This window comes from Paenibacillus sp. 79R4 (assembly GCF_013393165.1).
Lineage (GTDB): Bacteria > Bacillota > Bacilli > Paenibacillales > Paenibacillaceae > Fontibacillus.
In genome coordinates this window covers 138366-154624 of record NZ_QJOT01000009.1, presented here as the reverse complement: position 1 = coordinate 154624, position 16259 = coordinate 138366, and the positions used below count along the sequence as shown (strand labels likewise).

At 48.1% G+C, this 16259-nt stretch carries 20 protein-coding genes; 1 reads left to right on the top strand and 19 read right to left on the bottom strand.

Features of this window, described 5'->3' with window-relative positions:
* Window positions 1-24: 24 nt before the first annotated feature.
* The 3 genes from DMN77_RS14785 to DMN77_RS14775 are packed head-to-tail and all read right to left on the bottom strand — an operon-like array spanning window position 25 to window position 1822.
* Window positions 25-387: a hypothetical protein gene (locus DMN77_RS14785; RefSeq protein ID WP_068777900.1), complete on the bottom strand. Its 363-nt coding sequence runs from the start codon at window positions 385-387 to the stop codon at window positions 25-27.
* A gap of 18 nt (window positions 388-405) precedes the next feature.
* Window positions 406-1476, bottom strand: a complete 1071-nt coding sequence (locus DMN77_RS14780; RefSeq protein WP_372775963.1) for a glycosyltransferase family 4 protein — start codon at window positions 1474-1476, stop codon at window positions 406-408.
* 10 nt (window positions 1477-1486) lie between these two features.
* Entirely contained in the window at window positions 1487-1822 is a 336-nt protein-coding gene (locus DMN77_RS14775; protein ID WP_069188257.1) for a hypothetical protein, read from the bottom strand.
* Between the two features lie 176 nt (window positions 1823-1998).
* Between DMN77_RS14775 and DMN77_RS14770 the strand changes: the two genes are divergently transcribed.
* Window positions 1999-2625 (top strand): DUF1796 family putative cysteine peptidase, encoded by a 627-nt coding sequence (locus DMN77_RS14770; protein ID WP_179015540.1) that lies wholly within the window; start codon window positions 1999-2001, stop codon window positions 2623-2625.
* 64 nt (window positions 2626-2689) lie between these two features.
* Here DMN77_RS14770 and DMN77_RS14765 read toward each other — a convergent pair whose 3' ends face one another.
* From DMN77_RS14765 to DMN77_RS14690, 16 genes are all read right to left on the bottom strand, one after another.
* Window positions 2690-2872 carry a hypothetical protein gene (locus DMN77_RS14765; RefSeq protein ID WP_256872410.1) on the bottom strand — a complete coding sequence of 61 codons (183 nt, stop codon included), beginning with the start codon at window positions 2870-2872 and terminating at the stop codon, window positions 2690-2692.
* 10 nt (window positions 2873-2882) lie between these two features.
* The gene (locus DMN77_RS14760) at window positions 2883-4106 is read right to left on the bottom strand and encodes a glycosyltransferase family 4 protein (protein WP_179015539.1); all 1224 of its coding nucleotides are present in this window, start codon (window positions 4104-4106) and stop codon (window positions 2883-2885) included.
* A 269-nt stretch (window positions 4107-4375) separates the two neighbouring features.
* Window positions 4376-4825 (bottom strand): hypothetical protein, encoded by a 450-nt coding sequence (locus tag DMN77_RS14755; RefSeq protein WP_179015538.1) that lies wholly within the window; start codon window positions 4823-4825, stop codon window positions 4376-4378.
* 125 nt (window positions 4826-4950) lie between these two features.
* Window positions 4951-5679 carry a glycosyltransferase family 2 protein gene (locus tag DMN77_RS14750; protein ID WP_068777905.1) on the bottom strand — a complete coding sequence of 243 codons (729 nt, stop codon included), beginning with the start codon at window positions 5677-5679 and terminating at the stop codon, window positions 4951-4953.
* On the bottom strand, window positions 5676-6608 hold the full coding sequence (locus DMN77_RS14745; protein ID WP_179015537.1) for an NAD-dependent epimerase/dehydratase family protein: 933 nt from the start codon (window positions 6606-6608) through the stop codon (window positions 5676-5678). The genes DMN77_RS14750 and DMN77_RS14745 overlap by 4 nt, the downstream gene beginning before the upstream one ends.
* Entirely contained in the window at window positions 6575-7417 is an 843-nt protein-coding gene (locus DMN77_RS14740; RefSeq protein ID WP_179015536.1) for a dTDP-4-dehydrorhamnose reductase family protein, read from the bottom strand. Before DMN77_RS14740 ends, DMN77_RS14745 begins: the two co-directional genes overlap by 34 nt.
* A complete protein-coding gene (locus DMN77_RS14735; protein ID WP_179015535.1) occupies window positions 7414-8400 on the bottom strand; it encodes a polysaccharide biosynthesis protein in 987 nt (328 codons plus the stop codon). The genes DMN77_RS14740 and DMN77_RS14735 overlap by 4 nt, the downstream gene beginning before the upstream one ends.
* Entirely contained in the window at window positions 8393-9484 is a 1092-nt protein-coding gene (gene wecB, locus DMN77_RS14730) for a non-hydrolyzing UDP-N-acetylglucosamine 2-epimerase (protein ID WP_179015534.1), read from the bottom strand. The genes DMN77_RS14735 and wecB overlap by 8 nt, the downstream gene beginning before the upstream one ends.
* A gap of 60 nt (window positions 9485-9544) precedes the next feature.
* A complete protein-coding gene (locus tag DMN77_RS14725) occupies window positions 9545-10999 on the bottom strand; it encodes a glycosyltransferase family 4 protein (protein ID WP_179015533.1) in 1455 nt (484 codons plus the stop codon).
* Between the two features lie 83 nt (window positions 11000-11082).
* Entirely contained in the window at window positions 11083-12201 is a 1119-nt protein-coding gene (locus DMN77_RS14720) for a CgeB family protein (RefSeq protein WP_068777979.1), read from the bottom strand.
* A 43-nt stretch (window positions 12202-12244) separates the two neighbouring features.
* Window positions 12245-13333, bottom strand: a complete 1089-nt coding sequence (locus DMN77_RS14715; RefSeq protein ID WP_179015532.1) for a CgeB family protein — start codon at window positions 13331-13333, stop codon at window positions 12245-12247.
* 195 nt (window positions 13334-13528) lie between these two features.
* Complete coding sequence (locus DMN77_RS14710; protein ID WP_068777912.1) at window positions 13529-13879, bottom strand: hypothetical protein; 351 nt, start codon at window positions 13877-13879, stop codon at window positions 13529-13531.
* Complete coding sequence (locus DMN77_RS14705; protein ID WP_179015531.1) at window positions 13873-14184, bottom strand: hypothetical protein; 312 nt, start codon at window positions 14182-14184, stop codon at window positions 13873-13875. Before DMN77_RS14705 ends, DMN77_RS14710 begins: the two co-directional genes overlap by 7 nt.
* Window positions 14181-14528 (bottom strand): alpha-helical endospore appendage domain-containing protein, encoded by a 348-nt coding sequence (locus DMN77_RS14700; RefSeq protein WP_068777980.1) that lies wholly within the window; start codon window positions 14526-14528, stop codon window positions 14181-14183. Before DMN77_RS14700 ends, DMN77_RS14705 begins: the two co-directional genes overlap by 4 nt.
* A 22-nt stretch (window positions 14529-14550) precedes the next feature.
* Complete coding sequence (locus DMN77_RS14695) at window positions 14551-14838, bottom strand: nucleoside-diphosphate sugar epimerase (RefSeq protein WP_068777914.1); 288 nt, start codon at window positions 14836-14838, stop codon at window positions 14551-14553.
* Window positions 14839-14955: 117 nt separating this feature from the next.
* Window positions 14956-16254, bottom strand: a complete 1299-nt coding sequence (locus DMN77_RS14690; protein WP_256872408.1) for a glycosyltransferase family 2 protein — start codon at window positions 16252-16254, stop codon at window positions 14956-14958.
* Window positions 16255-16259 lie beyond the last annotated feature (5 nt).

The following is a 16259-nucleotide window of genomic DNA, read 5'->3' as shown; positions in this document are numbered from 1 at the left end:
TTCAGGGGTTCGGCCTTTCACTTTCTATATTAGGGCTGATAGATAATACGGTCCAGTCATAATCGCCCGGGATTCCTCGGAACGTACGCCTAAATAGTAGCTATGATTCGCTTGCGTCGCCGCTTCCGAATAGGTCTCGATCAGCAGGCATTTCTCAAAGCATGCCTCCTGTGACCAATACACCACAGGTCCATCCAGAGCATCCCTGCGAATGATAATTTCCATCTCTCCGGTATCCCAATGAATGGGCTTCTCCCAGCCTACTTCAATTTTGATCTGTATCCGCTGACCTATTACGATTCCCCTGACATCTATCGAAGTCAATGTAACTTCCTGGGGTCCAATAATGAAAGGCTGGAACCCCCCCCTTGCGGCTCCTCTCTTCATCAAAGCTCCCTCCCTATATTAAATGCTGTACAGCATATGAATGAAATTTTTGCAGTACTGATCGATCCCGAATTCTGAACAAATATGGCGGTAGCCATTTTCCCGGATAGCTTCTCTTCCGGTATGATTATCTATCAAATCTCTGGCTTCTTTAACAGCCTGGCCAATGGAGCCAAGAGCATAGCTCTTGCCGGTTACATTATGAATAATCGATGTGGCAACACCATCCGAGTTCGTAGCCAATACAGGGCATCTGCAGCTCATCGCTTCCAGGACGGACTGGGGCGCCCCCTCCACCTTAGAAGTGGAGATCAGGAATCCGCCAGACTCGCCGATTGTAGAGAAATAATATCGCATTTCGGAATTCGGTACATTGGAGAGCAAGCGAACCCGGCCATGCAAATTCAGCTGAGCGAGCATTTGGATAAATTGCTCGCGTTCCGATGGAACCGAAAGGTTCATATCCTCGAACATGAGCAGCTCTAAATCGGGATAATAATAAGACAACTGATGGCCGATCACGAGAAATTCCCGCCAATTTTTATTATCCTCCATCCTTCCGACCCAGGCCATAATCGGATGGAGCGGCCTATATACCGGCTGATAAGTAAAGAATTCGGAATCAAAGCAATTGTTGAAATTAAAATGCGGAATATAAGGGTACAATTCCTTAAATAAAGCGGCTATATGTGGTGTTCGTGGATTCAACAGTGCGGAGGCATGTGTATTGACGATGGGGACAGCTTCGGTCAGCTTCTGCCTCGCTGTCTCTTTCGGCCCGTAGCCTTGAATTTCGAGAATGAATTTCCCGGTATAACCCAACCTGCGAAAGCGTTCAAAGCACTGATGATCCGTGGTTACAATAATCGTCTGATAGTTGCCGCGGTCCAATATTTGCTTCGTCTCATAATCATCACTTGTAATATAAATAGGAAAATCAGTGGGATTCTGCATCCCTGCCCCCCAATTGTAATACAGACAATCCGCTTGGATTCCGTATCGCCTCAATGCCCGACAGCGCTGCCGATTAATCGAATCCATCCCCCCGCTCGGGACGTAAAATACAAACAGGATATTCAGTGCATCCACCTCCAGACGCCTAATTAATTCTGACAGCTTCCTCTTGCGTAAAGATAGCTACGGGGTGCACGCCATTCCAAGCCCTGACGGTCACTGCTGTGGTGTCATACTTATTGATGTTCGTCACCATGATCAACTGAAACGGTGAGAATTGAGTTGTAATACGCGGAATGATTACATGAACACCCTGAGCTAAATGGTACAACCCGCGATATAATAAGCCCTGCGGCGTATAGACCGTAATTAGCATCTCAAATCCTTCGCTACCCAGATTGGATAGCTCCAAGTCAAAACCTTGAATGAATCGAGAATCTATTGTGCCATGTTCAACCGAATTCAATCGTAAAATGGACATATCGTGCCCTCCAGCAATCTTTATGATTTCTATCATCCTATGCTTCCTGAATCAAAATGCACAGGTCATCCATCTATGTTGCTCCACCTATTTCTAAAGTCGTTATACATAGGTCCAAGCAATGAAATATGCGGAGCATTTAATAGATTATAGAAAATACAAGAGGAGGCATTGACATGCTGCTGCATGAAATAAAAGGACAATACCAAGCTGTGTTCAGCTTGGGCGATAACTGTCTTCCCGCCATTCAACTGGAGAGAAACGGGCTTCGTCCCTATTCGGGACCGCTGGATTGGTTAGCCATTCCGCAAATATCCGATCTGAATCGCTTGCTATTGAACCGATTCGCCGGATTCATGGACCTCAGTCATTTGAAGGTCGTCTCCAAAGTGAGCGATCGGCTTTTTTTAGTAGAGGAAAGCTTCTATCAACTGTATTTGAATCATGACTTCTTCACTCATAACAATACGGAGACCCAGCTATTTGCTTACTCTGAAGTGAAAGCAAAATACGATCGCAGAGTAAACCGCTTCCTCGAGAAAATAGCGACATCCCAGCGTATATTGTTTGTTCATAGCGGTGGTACATTGCAGCAGATTCCAACGCTGACCTCCGTACTCTCCAGAATCGTTGCTGGTGATTTCCGTTTGCTTCATGTCAACCATGCACCTGTTCAGGGGATCATTGATCATCATTGTCCTCAGAGCAAGGTTTGCTCTCTGTCTCTTCCAGACCGCGAAATCTGGAATGGCAACAATTCGTTATGGGCGCAAATCCTGAGCGGAATTACCTTAGAATCATAATTCGCAAAATAAGGCCAATGGGCACGCTAAAATAGTCAGCCCATCGGCCTTATCCTTATTATTTTTAGCTGCTGCTCTTCAGAGGAAGAGATAGAACCTCATGGTCTGGAAGCTTATATTCGCGCGGAAGAAGTGTGAATAATCTGTTCCAGGTTACATAATCCACCTCTACTTCCGGATGAGAAACCTGTACGGTGAATATTCGATTGTATAAATCTGAGGTGACCAAAAAGCGATCGCTCATCATGAACCTCCCCTTAGTAATTCAGATTCAAAGCCTTGTGGTAAACCCCGAGTAAGCGGCTTATCATCACTTCCATGGACCAATGTGAATTGGCCCAATTTTTCGCTTCCCTTGCTATCTTCAAACGGAGTGGTTCATTCTGCAGCAACAATTGCAGATGCTCTGACAGAACCACCGGATCCTTGACCGGATGAATGAGTCCTGTCCTGCCATGCTTAGCCATCTCAGGCAGTCCGCAAGCGTTGGAGAGGCATACCGGAACCCCTGCCAGCTGAGCCTCCATGACAGAGAAAGGCTGATTGTCCTGAATGCAGGAATGAACAAAGATGTCTGAAAGGGCTAAAAGCCCTGGCACATCCTCCCGTTCTCCGAAGAATAAGCAATCATTCTGAAGGGATAAACCTCGCACCTGCTGCTCAAGCTCCTCCCTTTTATCACCGGCTCCAACAATCCAGCATACCCAATCGTTACGTAAGCTTCTCAATATACCAAGCGCAGATATTAGAACATCCACCCCTTTGACAAAGGAGAGACGGGCCGGGCAGATAATAACCTTCTTACCAGCGGGCTTCGTGATGGTTGTACCTTGGCTCATCTTATTCCAAAAGGCCCCGGCATCAACTCCATACTGGATGACCTCAATATTCGGATTGGATACACCAAGTTCATGCACCAGCAAGTTCTTCATCCATTGATTCGCTGTAATAGTAGGTGTCCCTGACAGCGCCCCATAAAATTCAATCGATTCGAAATACTTCCAGGCAGGGTCCTTCTCCGTAACGCCGACCTGGGGATTCAGCTGGAAAAATCGTTTTAATTCGGCAGACACCGACCCGTGTACATGGGCAACAAGTGGAATATGGCGCGGTTTCACCCGGCTAAGCGCCCGTGCTGCGAATATATCCTGCGTATCGATAATGTCATATTGGTTAAGATCGAAATAAGCGGCGGCCAACTCCAGATAATAACGATCCATCTCATAATGCGCGATCAAGGGCGACGCGAATAATGCCGGTGCGCTCCCTGGATTCAGCTTGGCGTTCAGCAACGGCTGCAGGAGGTCCTTTGGCAATTCCCAACCGCGATTGAGCACGTGGTACTTGGAGTAATCCGGACTGTTCCCTAACAGATCCACTTCATGTCCTCTAGCTTCAAGCCATTCCTTGAGCTGGGTCATATATTTCCATACCCCGCCCACATGAGGAATCAGCCAGTAAGTAGCCAGCAATATCTTCATATTCTCTCCTTCCCAGACGAGGATCCGTTCCCAGCCGAATCTCTCCTGTAGATCGTATGTTCTGAGCTAATTGATTGCCAAAAAAAATCTGGATAGTACAATATATTGAAATACGGGACAGCAAGTCACGACATTTGCACCCCTGCCCGAAAATCTATCAAGTTATAGGCAGATCCCTATATAAAATCAGGCGGTCCGCATTCCGTGAATGCGAACCGCCCGCCTGTTGTAGGCCTAACCTTGTTTTATATCCTATTAATCTCTGCTTCTTAAACTGGAAGATCGGAATATGCTGCAGCAATCATGCTCTCTGGACCAACACGTGTCGGGAAGATGACGATGCCCAGGCCAGTTGGAACACTGATAGAAGCCTGATAGACAAGAAAATCGGCAGGTGGCAGGTAGTCTACTCCGTTAGCAGTAATGACGAAGTTCGATAGAGCCGTAACGATCGGAATATCCTGTGTGACACTGTAAATAGGAGTAGGAACACCACCGACCACACGTTCAACCGTAATCACCACCGGAGTGATTAAAAGCGATACCAGCATGGAAACCGTTGCTGTAAATGTGAATTGCACCTCCAGGTTAGGTCCCGCGGTAGTAGCATCAAGACCCAGGGTTGCAAATACTGTTGGTGTTGTAGTTAGTGGTACAGCAATCGAGCCCGTTGCCGATGAGTTCATAGAAACCTGACTATCTAGCAAAATATTTGACATTGGGATTTCCCTCCTTTCTGATGCTATTCTATGCTGAGCGATCGATTTGGTATGGACACACTCTCCATAAACAATAAAAAGGCATTTTGCTAGGAGGAATTTTACTTATAAAAGAAAAAAGAGTGCTATCTAGCACCCTTTTTTCTGCGAATCAACTTTTGGATAGCCGCTTTTGCCCGCCCTTGGACTTGATTGTATTCCATGTGCACAGCATCTGTATAACGAAGAGTACCCATCCCATCATGCCAGCGGTACATCGTCAATGACTCATTCAGGAAGGGGAAACGAATTCCCGATAGAACAACACGCTGCCAGAAGTCCAAATCATGCGTGTAGCGAAGTGACTCATTAAACAGTCCAATCTGCCTAAATACATCTCTGCGTATCATGACCGTACAGCCGTTTACTGGATTAGAAGTCAGGAAGGTACGATAGAACACCTGTAAATCGTTGAACATATTATTAGGAACAACATTAGCATGCGTAATTCTCCCCAGATCGTCGATATAATGGAAATTTGTGTGTGAGATGAGGGCTTTATGCTTGATCATGAACTGAACCTGCTTTTTGATCTTATCAGGAGTGAACAGATCATCAGAGCTGAGCCAGGCAATATAATCGCCCGATGCATAGCGGATTCCATGGTTAAGCGCGGTTGCTGTTCCCCCGTTGGCTTTGCCCAAATAATGCACCCGATGCATATAAGGGGCCACCAGCTCCTGATGACTGGTTGACCCGTCGTCTACCACAATAATCTCAATATTGGAGTAAGTTTGATGCAAGGCACTCTCAATCGCCTGATTAACATAGGAACAATTATAGAAAGGTATCACAATCGTAACTAGAGGGTTCATCGAATCTCCCCTTCCATAGTGCGCAAATATTCAATAACATCTCCAAGCGACTTTGCAAGCGGGATCTTAGGATACCAGCCGAGACTTTCTACCAATGTTGCTCGCTCGGAGGGGCTGGATCCCTCCGAGGACCGATTATCTCCCCATATCAGCGGGACACTCCGATCCGCAACCTCCAGCATTTTATCTGTAATCTCTTCCAAGCTCCGTTCTGTTCCGGAACACACCGGATAGACTTCGCCAAATGACCCCGACACCAGTAAATACCCGTAAGCGCGAACGGCATCACGTACATCCAGGAAATCGCGGCGGTCAGCCCGAGAAGAGATGCGAAAAGGGCTCGGATGTCTGCCCAATTCGCTCTCTACTATATATCTGCCTAATAATGTACAGAAGCCTGTGGAAACTCCCGGACCGATTAAATTTGACGGCTCTGCCAAAATCACTTTTTGATCAAATAACTTTCTCCAGGACAAGGCTACCGCTTTTTGCAAACTCTTGCTTAGGCCATAAGGATGGGTCGCTTTGTCAAGAATGGTTAAATCTGCGGATACTCTTGAGCCAACGACCAGCATGATGCAGTCCGGTTTAGCACGCATCGCATCAAGCAGGTATAGCGTAGGCATTAAATTCGACTGGATATAGACTATGGGCTTATGCCATGACTCGAAGACCGAATTCTTCCCTCCAAGATGGAGAATATAGTCGGGAGCAATTCTATTTATAAGGCCGCTTATACGAGGCTGATCCAATAAATCACAGGAATAATACTGAATAGCATCCACCTTGGCAACTTGATCCATATCGCGTACAATTGCTGCAACTTGCATCCCAAGCTCAGAGAAATATTCGCAAGCATGTCTGCCGGTAAAGCCAGAAGCGCCGGTAATGAGGATTACTCGGCCTCGGAGGACTTCTGTCTCATCCATATTTCCATCTCCTTCAGCATCTCGCGATAATGGGGAACCTCATATTTCCAATCTGTGCGGGTAGAAATGATGCTTCGATCCAATACCGGAGTATCGCTTGGTATAATCTTTACTTCAGTTATATTCCAGATTTCCTGCATGAGGAGGAGCAGCTCGTATTTACTAATCTTCTCCGGGTAAGCCAGATGCACCAGACCTGATACGGAAGAGTCCAATAAAGAATCGATCGCTTTGGCCAACTCCAGAGTTGTTACACCATTCCATAGCACATTAACATATCCCTGAACGGTTCCCTTCCTCTGCATGAACCAATGCATCAAGCCAATTCCAGAGCTTCGAATTTCGGGACCGATAATAGAAGTACGGATAGTGACATGACCTGGCGAACGCACTTCACCCAGAGCCTTCGTTAAAGCATAGACACTGGTTCCGTCCGGCTCATCATCTTCCCGGTATCCCCCTCGTGAACCGAGGAATACGCAGTCCGAACTAATATGAATCAATCTTGCGCCCAGGCTGTCAGCCATCCGCTGCAAGCGATGCGGGAGAAAACCATTGATATGGTAAGCATTTATTTTGTCATTTTCTGCGAACTGATTCAGAACCCCTACCGCGTTAATAATAACTTGGGGACGGACAGCCTCCAGCAGTTTCTCCACCTTAAGGCAGTCTGTTACATCAAGCAGCAGACCGCCTTCATCCGATTTATCCCGAGTCGTATAAAATACGGTATGTCTCCCTTGTCGCCGGAAATATTCAATAATGAGATGTCCGGCCATGCCCTGGCCGCCCAGAACGAGCAGCTTCATGAGAGAAAACCTCCACGCTTCAATATATCCTTGATCTCATCCTTGGTCATCAAGTTCTGATCCGAACTGAAGCTGTTGAAGGATACTGACTTGCAGTCCTTATAATGCTCCTTTAATTCCGGCATATTGATGGTCGGCAGAATAACCAGGTATTGATCATCATACACAACGGTATTTATGCTCTCGAAATCGCTCATCAATATCTCATGGATTTTCTCACCGGGGCGTATTCCACTCTCCACGAGTCCTACTCCAGAAATTCCTGAATCTTCAATGAGCACCTCGGCTAGATCTACGATCCGGCAGGTCGGCATCGTCATAACAAAGATCTCTCCGCCTATGCTCTCCACAGAAGCCTTGAACAAGAGAGTTATCGCATCGCGAAGCGTCAGAAAGAAGCGGGTCATATTAAAGTCCGTAATAAAGACTTGTTTCTTCTTCTGGATTTGATCTTTGAACAGATGGACCACACTTCCGTTTGTTCCCAATACATTGCCGCCTCTTACAGTTACAAAACGGGTCTTGCTATGCAGCAAATTAGCGTAAACAATCAGCTTTTCTCCAATCGCCTTGGTCATTCCATAGAAATTGGATGGATTCGCTGCTTTATCGGTGGATATATAAATGACCTTGCTGACCCCGTTATCTATTGCAGCTTCGATCACATTTTGCGTACCGATCACATTTGTCTTGAGCGCTTCATAAGGCTGGTCTTCACACACGGGAACATGCTTGAGCGCGGCCAGATGGAACACATAGTCCACACCTTGGCATGCTGCCTTAAGTGCCTCTTTATCGCGGACATCCCCGATGCAGAAGCTCAGCCTCGGATCCTCAAATTTACGGTTCATCGCTACCTGGGTTGATTCGTTCCGCGAATATATAATGACCTCTTTAGGCTGCTGAGGCAGTAATTGGGTGATCAATTCATATCCCCATGAACCGGTGCCCCCAGTCACCAATATACGCTTATTCTCAAACATGCCATTTCCCTCCAAACATAAATTTGACTACTCTCTCTGCAACCTGTTCCGCCATATATTCCTTAGGACACTCCCAATTCCGATCCATCCCCGTCATCAACCGAACAGCTGCAGATATCCTCTCGGCATGGAGACCCGACACGATGTTGCTGCCGCAATCCACAGTCTCCGGGCGCTCTGTAGATCTTCGCAATGTCACGGTTGGCACATGCATGATGCAGCACTCTTCCTGCACTGTGCCACTGTCAGTGAGGGCGCATAATGCGTGACGTTCCAGCATGACAAAGTCGAAGAAGCCAAATGGCTCATGGAACTCGATTAGCGGGTTCAGCTTGAGCTTAAGCTCATTCGTCATTCGCGATTTGGTCCTCGGATGAAGACTGCAAATCAAACGATGCCCGAACTTCTCGGCTACCAGATTGAGCCCATTCATAATTTCCTGAAGATTCTCGGGATGATCCACATTCTCGGCACGGTGGGTTGTAACCAGAAAATATTCCCGTGACTTCAGCGACAACCGCTCCAGAATATGGCTCGCGGAAATGTCCTCTTTGTAATGCTCTATGACTTCACAAATCGGATTTCCGGTCGTGACAATCCGGTATCCGGGAATTCCCTCGGCGATCAAGTGCTGCTTGCTCTGTTCCGTATACGGCATATTAATCGAGGAAATAGCATCAATCACTTTTCGGTTTTTCTCTTCCGGCACCTCCAGATCAAAGCATCTGTTCCCCGCCTCCATATGAATGACCGGGTAACCCATTCGTTCGACTAATATCGCGCACAGTGCACTGTTCGTATCTCCCAGCACCAGCACCCGGTCCGGCTTCTCCGTATCCAGAATTTCTTCGATCTGTGAGAACATGGCGGCCAATTGCTCACCGAGCGTTGCTTGCCGATCCTGAAGGACATAATCCGGTTGTCTTAATCGCAATTGTTGGAAGAAGATTCCGCTTAGGCTCTTGGTAAAGTTCTGTCCCGTATGCACTAGAATGTGCTTATCTGCATATCGATCCAGTAACGGAATAATTAGACTTAATCTGATAATTTCCGGACGCGTACCTAAAATCGTCATGATCCTCACATTCTCAACTCCTTCGTAAATAGCTTAGGGGCAACTTTTATTAGGGTACAAACACCTTGATTATCTGGACTTTCTGACGCCCCTATGCCGACGGGAAGACCTTCGCCGAGTTAACCGTTGTGATAATCTTTTGGTTGTTCTACGTCTGGATCGTGATTTCACCCCGGCTTTCCTCTTTCTTCGTCTGGCGGATGCCAAACGGCGCCGATAACCGCTCTTCCCTTGCGTCCGTCTCGCCTTAGATTTTACTGGCAGCCCCCCTGGTTCAACGAAACTTTGAGGCGCTGCCTGGGGAGGCTCAGAGGAAGGCGGAAGAGGAACCTGGCTTCCACTCAGCCCTTGTATCCGGCGGATCATCTCCTGCACTCGCTCGCCGTAGGCCCCCTTTCCAAAGTGGGTAATCGCCCCATGCTGATTGGCTCTGCCGACTTGCTCCGCCAGATCCGGCGTCTTGAGCAGCTCCCTTGCCTTGTAGGCTAATTCCTCCACATCCCCGGGAGGAGCCAGATAGTAGCCACTTCCAACAGATGTCAGAATCTCTTCCAGCCCGCCCGAGGCATAAGCCACAACCGGCTTGCTGAAGGCCATCGCTTCCAGCGCCGTCAACCCGAATCCCTCTCTCACTAATCCGGGAATAACGACGATATCCATAGCACAATAGGCTGCCTCAATGTTCTGCTCATGATCTACAAAGAGAAACCGGTGTTTTATTCCAGAGTGAGTGACCAGGCGTCTAAGCTTACGGGTAAACTCTTTGTCGAACTCTCCGCCGATGATGACGAATCTCGTCTCAGGATGCGCTGCTCCGATCAGCGTTGCTGCGCGGATGAAATGGTCAGCTCCCTTCTCCGGAGTCAAGAATGAAGAGATATAACCGATCAGTGTCTCATTGGCTGATATCCCCCATTTCATGCGCTTCTTACGTCTCCAGTTCTGCCATTCAGACGAGTTCAGCTCGTCATCATTCCACGAGGGGTAGAGCAGCGCCAGCTTATGCTCAATTTGATAACCAAGAAAGGGAGCCATGGCCGAATTGGAGATACAAATAATCAAATCGCTATACCGATCAATGGTATGGATAGCATGGTGGATATAAGCGGTGTCCGTGATGACCTCGGTAATATGCCAAATTACAGGAATACCTAACGACTTGGCTGCAATAGCCGGCATTACATTTACGCATGTATTCACGAAGACATAATCAGGCCGTTCATCCTGGAGCAGGGCAATCGCCTCCCTGCAGCCAGGAGTCTGGATATAAGTCTTAATATCCTGGATCAGCCCTTCATAGGGAGTAAATATCCCATACATTAGCGGAAGCTCGCGGATTACTGTGCGAACTCCCGCTTCTGCAGCCAGTTGGGTCAGTCTCCCCTCCCGCGGCATAACAATCGTGCAGTCGAAATAAGGAGAGAAATTTCGAGCCAGAAAGAGCAGCAGCTTTTCTGCCCCTGTAATGTTCCGTGAGTTACACACATGTGAGAAGAGCATCAGCTTTTTTTTATCTGACATCATCAACTTCCCCCAAATCCCTCTATCCTTCCTGCGCTGGAAGGTGATAGCCGATATACACTGCCATATGGCAAGATTGCATCATTTTATCCGAAAATATAGCCAAGCAGTTCATTCAACCGGTGGCTATACGTATGATTACTAAATGTTCTTTCCAGAGCCCTCAATGCAATCTGCTGTCGTTCCTTCTCATGGGACAGGTAATAATTCACTTTATCCATCAGCTCATCGGAGCTTGAGAATGTCTCAATTTCCACACCTGGCTTGTAGAAGGAGGCAAGGTCCTCACGAATGTCTACAAGCTGCAGCGTTCCGCATGCAGAAATCTCAAAGGTGCGAGGGTTAAGTGAAAGTGCTTCGACCCTGGCTGTATTGTTGTTTACCGTCTCATCAAACGCTGAACGATGCATATTAATCACGATTTTAGTACCGCTATAAACCTCCGATGTCTCCACGGGCCCCATCCATTTGCCAATCTCAATCCGATCAGGATATTGACTGTATTCCGGTAGTCGATCCCACCAGATTCCGTTAATCATTAATCCCTGCTCCATCAGACCACCGATGATCGGGCGCAGAAACTCTATGCGATTCCAGTAGGCAGAGCCGATGAAGCTGATCTGTCGGCGAATTGCAGAGCGGGTTAATGTCGGGCGATAATGACCTACATACGCGGCGAACGGTAAATAATAGACATTGGGACATCCAAGGGCACGGTAAATATCAACGCAGTTCCGCTCCAATGTAAAGACATAATCATAATGGGGTGCGATCTTCGTCGACATATCGGTATAATAAGGATCATCCGTCAACCAGATCGCTGTTCTAATTCCTAACGCCCGAACCCCGTCGATCTGCTCCACCGGCAGATCCATACCGTCAAGCACAAGCACCAGATCAGGGCGATGCATTGCCGCCAGCTCCTGGATCGGCTGTTTGTTTTCGACTGTAATTACATTTTCGGTTAGCGTCTTCAAGGTCTCAACGACCGCTTCATCCATCGGCATATACGGGAAGCCTTTGCCGGAGGTTACATACAGAACCTTGATCTGCCGAATCGGAAAGGAGGGTCTGTTTCTCTCCACAATGACCTTCGCATGCCCTCGCAAGTATCCTTCAGCATACCCATCTCTGAGCCCATCTTCCCATCCTTTGCGTCCGTTGTTGTCCGAAGGCTTCCCTGGAAACGGACGAGTGAAATGCATCTCTGGTTGTAGCACAAACTGTCACTCCTTCTTCAATGGAAATTTAGCTAACGATCTCTAACAATTCATTGACCCGATGGGCAAATGTATGGTATTGCCGGGTCGTCCATAGGGAACGCCAGGCAATGGCTCGACGTTCTTCCTCATGTTGAAGATAATAGTCAATTTTGGATCGCAGATCAGAGGCGCCATGAAAGGTCTCAATATCGTACCCCGGACGGTAATGCCGAAGCAGGTCGCTGCGCACATCGGTAATCTGCAATGTTCCACAGGCTGAAATCTCATAAGTTCGCGGATTGATTGAGCTCCCGGATATCCCTTTGCCGTTGCGGTTATCCGAACCCGCTGTCGTCGGACGATGAAGGTTAATCACGATTCTGGAACCATTGTAATAAGCAACCGTCTCCGGAACAGGAACCCAGCCGCTGCGGATAAAGCGTGACAATTGATCGTAATGCTTCAGCCGATCCCAATGTCCCCCCGCGATGATCACCCTCTTATCCAGCAAGAACGGTGCCAGTTGATCGAACAATTCGACTCGATTCCAGAAGGCGCTGCCTATAAAGCAAATATCGAATTGCTGCTCTCTCGTCGTCCTGATCGGTGCGAACATCGCCGGAGATATTGCCAGAGGTAAATAATAAACCTGTGAGCATCCGACCTCCTTGTAGAAGGAAATACAGTCCTGCTCATGAGTGAACACTACATCATAGGCCGCGGATAACTCCACCGTATCATCGGTAAAGTAAGGATCATCCGCGAACCACACCGCGGTCTTGATTCCCAGCTGACGAATCTTGCTGATATGATCCGGATGATCGGCAGGAAAAACATGCAGCCCGTTCATAACAAGCACCACATCCGGTCGGCTGCGTATCGCCGTTTCAAGCATCTTATCCGGAGTGGCAATAATACACTCTGACGCCAACTGCTGAAGCGCCTCGCTTACCCCTTGATCAATAGCATCGAATCCTTGAGGGATGTACAGAACCCTGATGTTTTTTTTACCAAATATTTGCGGCGGGATTCTCTCCAGAATTGCCTGGCACCCACCATAACGGTATCCCTCTAGGTATCCGGCTTGGTAGACCATGCTGGGAGTACTCTTGTTCGCATTCTTCAAGGTATTCATCCTATCTGTGAATGGATTTCCTAGGTCTGTATAAATATATGCTAGGGGTACACGTGCATCATGGACGACTACCCCGCGTCGGCATAAATTGGCGAATGCCTTCTAGGTAATAGACAAAGCCCCTACCCGGCCTTGTGGCCGAATAAGGGCTTACAGCTGCACTCTATGAAATTTATAGATTAATAGATCAGTGTCCTATACCTGTTCCTTATAACCTACCTTATGCCCATCCTCAAACCCTTGGGAGAACCCGGAATCGAAGCCCTCCTGATAGGCCTCGTCATAAGAATTCTGATAACTCGATTCATCCGGCACTTCCTCCGGGACCGTAACAACTACAGGATCGGGCGCTAAGTTGCTTGATCGACGGCGATTCAAATAACGCGTGCGACGGGATCTTCCTCTACGTTTTGATCGACGCCTGCGCAGACCTCGGCCGTTCAGTTTGCGTCCGCGTTTGAGCGCCAATTTGCGCCTGGCAGTATTAGCCCGTCTAGGCTTTTTCGATTTAGATCGGCGTCTTGCGCGTACCTTCGCTTTTAACATATTTTATCTTCCTCCTGTTCTCCTCGGGTGGCGTCCTTTGCTGCATAACAAGTGTTCGTGATCCAGGGCGATGAAGGAGTTCCATAATTGACGTGATGCAGTGTTACTCCGCATATCGTACGAGCTATGGCCTGCTGATATTCCATCAATATCTTCACATTTTCCACCAGATGGCGGGCCGTTCCTTCGGAATGAGTCACATCTGCCATGCTATCCAGAATGCGCGCCAATGCCATTTGGCTCCTGGCAATGGATTCGATAACGCTTATTTTGGCCTTCTCTCTAGCATGAAGATCGATCATCATTTGTCCGTATCCTCCAAATCGAAGCCACCGCCAAACAAACCGTCAAGGCTTCCTTCCTTATCCCCTTCCTCTTCTGCTGAGGTAAGTACTGTCTTTAAATTACTGCATAACCCGTTCTGCAGCTTAGTAAGTCCCTCCACCATCTCTACAACCTGTTCATGAATGTCAAGCGGCTCGGATAGCCGCTTCTCATCCTCTTCGAAGCTGGCATGATGGACATGATGCAAAACCCAGTTGCGCACCTTCTCAGCTTCAAGCGCCTTAGCCTCCAGGATCATAGCGACATTCCACTGGACTTTGGAGGCTGCATCTAAAATATGCAAATAAGCCTGTTCTCTGCTCATAGCATCCTCCCCGCTTTCAAGCTTACTCTTCATCCTGGCTTCTCAGCTCTTTTAAGACGAAGCCCAAATTCTCAGCCATAGCCTCCTGAAGATCAGCAATAGCATTTAAATAAGAAATTACGCTTTTGTTGATCCGGCCCGTATTCTCGATCAAACCGGGCACTCCTTCAAATCCGGGTTCGGCGTCAGGAATGGCATGGACGATTTGTGCCATACGAACAACAACCTGCCGCTCAGCATCCATCACTCTTGCCATCTGCTGATGTGAATGAGACAAGTGAACAATGATCTCTGTAATTTTCTCCTCCATCCTGATTCCTCCAAGCAAAAATATAATCATTGCATGAGATGGCAACAAGGCTATGCCCGGCATTCATCTTTGTTCCAGCATATGCACGGCCATAGCCTGTCGTTCCTGGATGACAACCTACAAATCCTCCGCTTTCACCCGGGTAGGCGGTGCAATCGGAAGGCCCTCCGGCCAATGATTCCATGCTTCGTGCGCGGCGGCCTGCTGCGGAATGATAAATCCCCAAGCAGTGCAAGCATAATACGACACAAATTCTCTCCTGGCCCCCCGATCAAGCTGATAAATCGTTCCGTCCCCCGCCATTACAACGACTCCATCTCTGGAGGAGTCTGCCTTGATCGCTGCCAGCTCCGTTTCTCCATACTCCGGTCCCGTTGGAATCTGCAGCAATTCCATGACGGACAATCGCACTGCTGATGCCATCATGACGTCGTCCTTCGCCCGGGTAGCTGCAGGATATTTTACGCCGTGCTGCATCCAGTATAGCTGCCCGCTGGCGCTTCTGATCCAGATATGGGTCGGAAAGAAATCGGCAGCCTTGTGCGGGGTAGTGATCAATTCCTCAACCCTGCCCCTTATTTGATCGTAGCGATTCCCCCATTTCTCAATGTAGAATCGCTCGTTACTGTCATTCACGGTAAAAAACTGCGCGCCAAGCCCCTTCATCGTCACGCTTCCGACATGATGAACAAAGGTATCCCCGGCAATACGCATTCTTTTGCCTTGCAAGCGTAAGCGCAAGTTCCAGTCATCATCCTCAAAGTTTCCGACTTCATACCCTTCATCCAAATACCCCACCTGTTCAAAGGTACTGCGCTTCATTAGAATGCAAAAACCTACGAGACGACTCGTGTCCCGCCATTTTCCAGTGTCACGGCGATTATAGGCAGCTGCAAATCCAGGCATCTCCGCTAAATCATGATAAGGAACCTCTATTTTCTGCTCCCCGCTAATGTAATTCGTTACCGGACCAACCGCCGCTGTATCCGGACTTTCCAACAAACAGGCCAGCATCTGGGTCAGCCAGCCCTCCGTAACAAATACATCATTGTTAAGAAGTACGATCGTCTGCCCCCTGGCCATCATAAGTCCGGTATTAATCGCTTGTGCGAAGCCCAGATTGGTCGAATGGGCAGCGATGCGAAGTGATCCTCTACGATGACGTAATGCCTCCACTGTTCCATCCTGTGACCCATTATCAACGATAATTACTTCGTAGGGTGATACCGTGTGGGCTTCTATATAATCCACGCATTGAAGCAGCAATTGCTTCTGGTTATAAGTCGGGATAATGATGCTGGTTCCCTCGAACCAGGTGCCAAATGTCTCTTTGCCGACTTTAAAACCCTGGTCATAACCCCTGTGATACCCCTGCTGGAAATCAGACTCATGGGCTGTGTGCCTGGTATTATGCAAGAAGC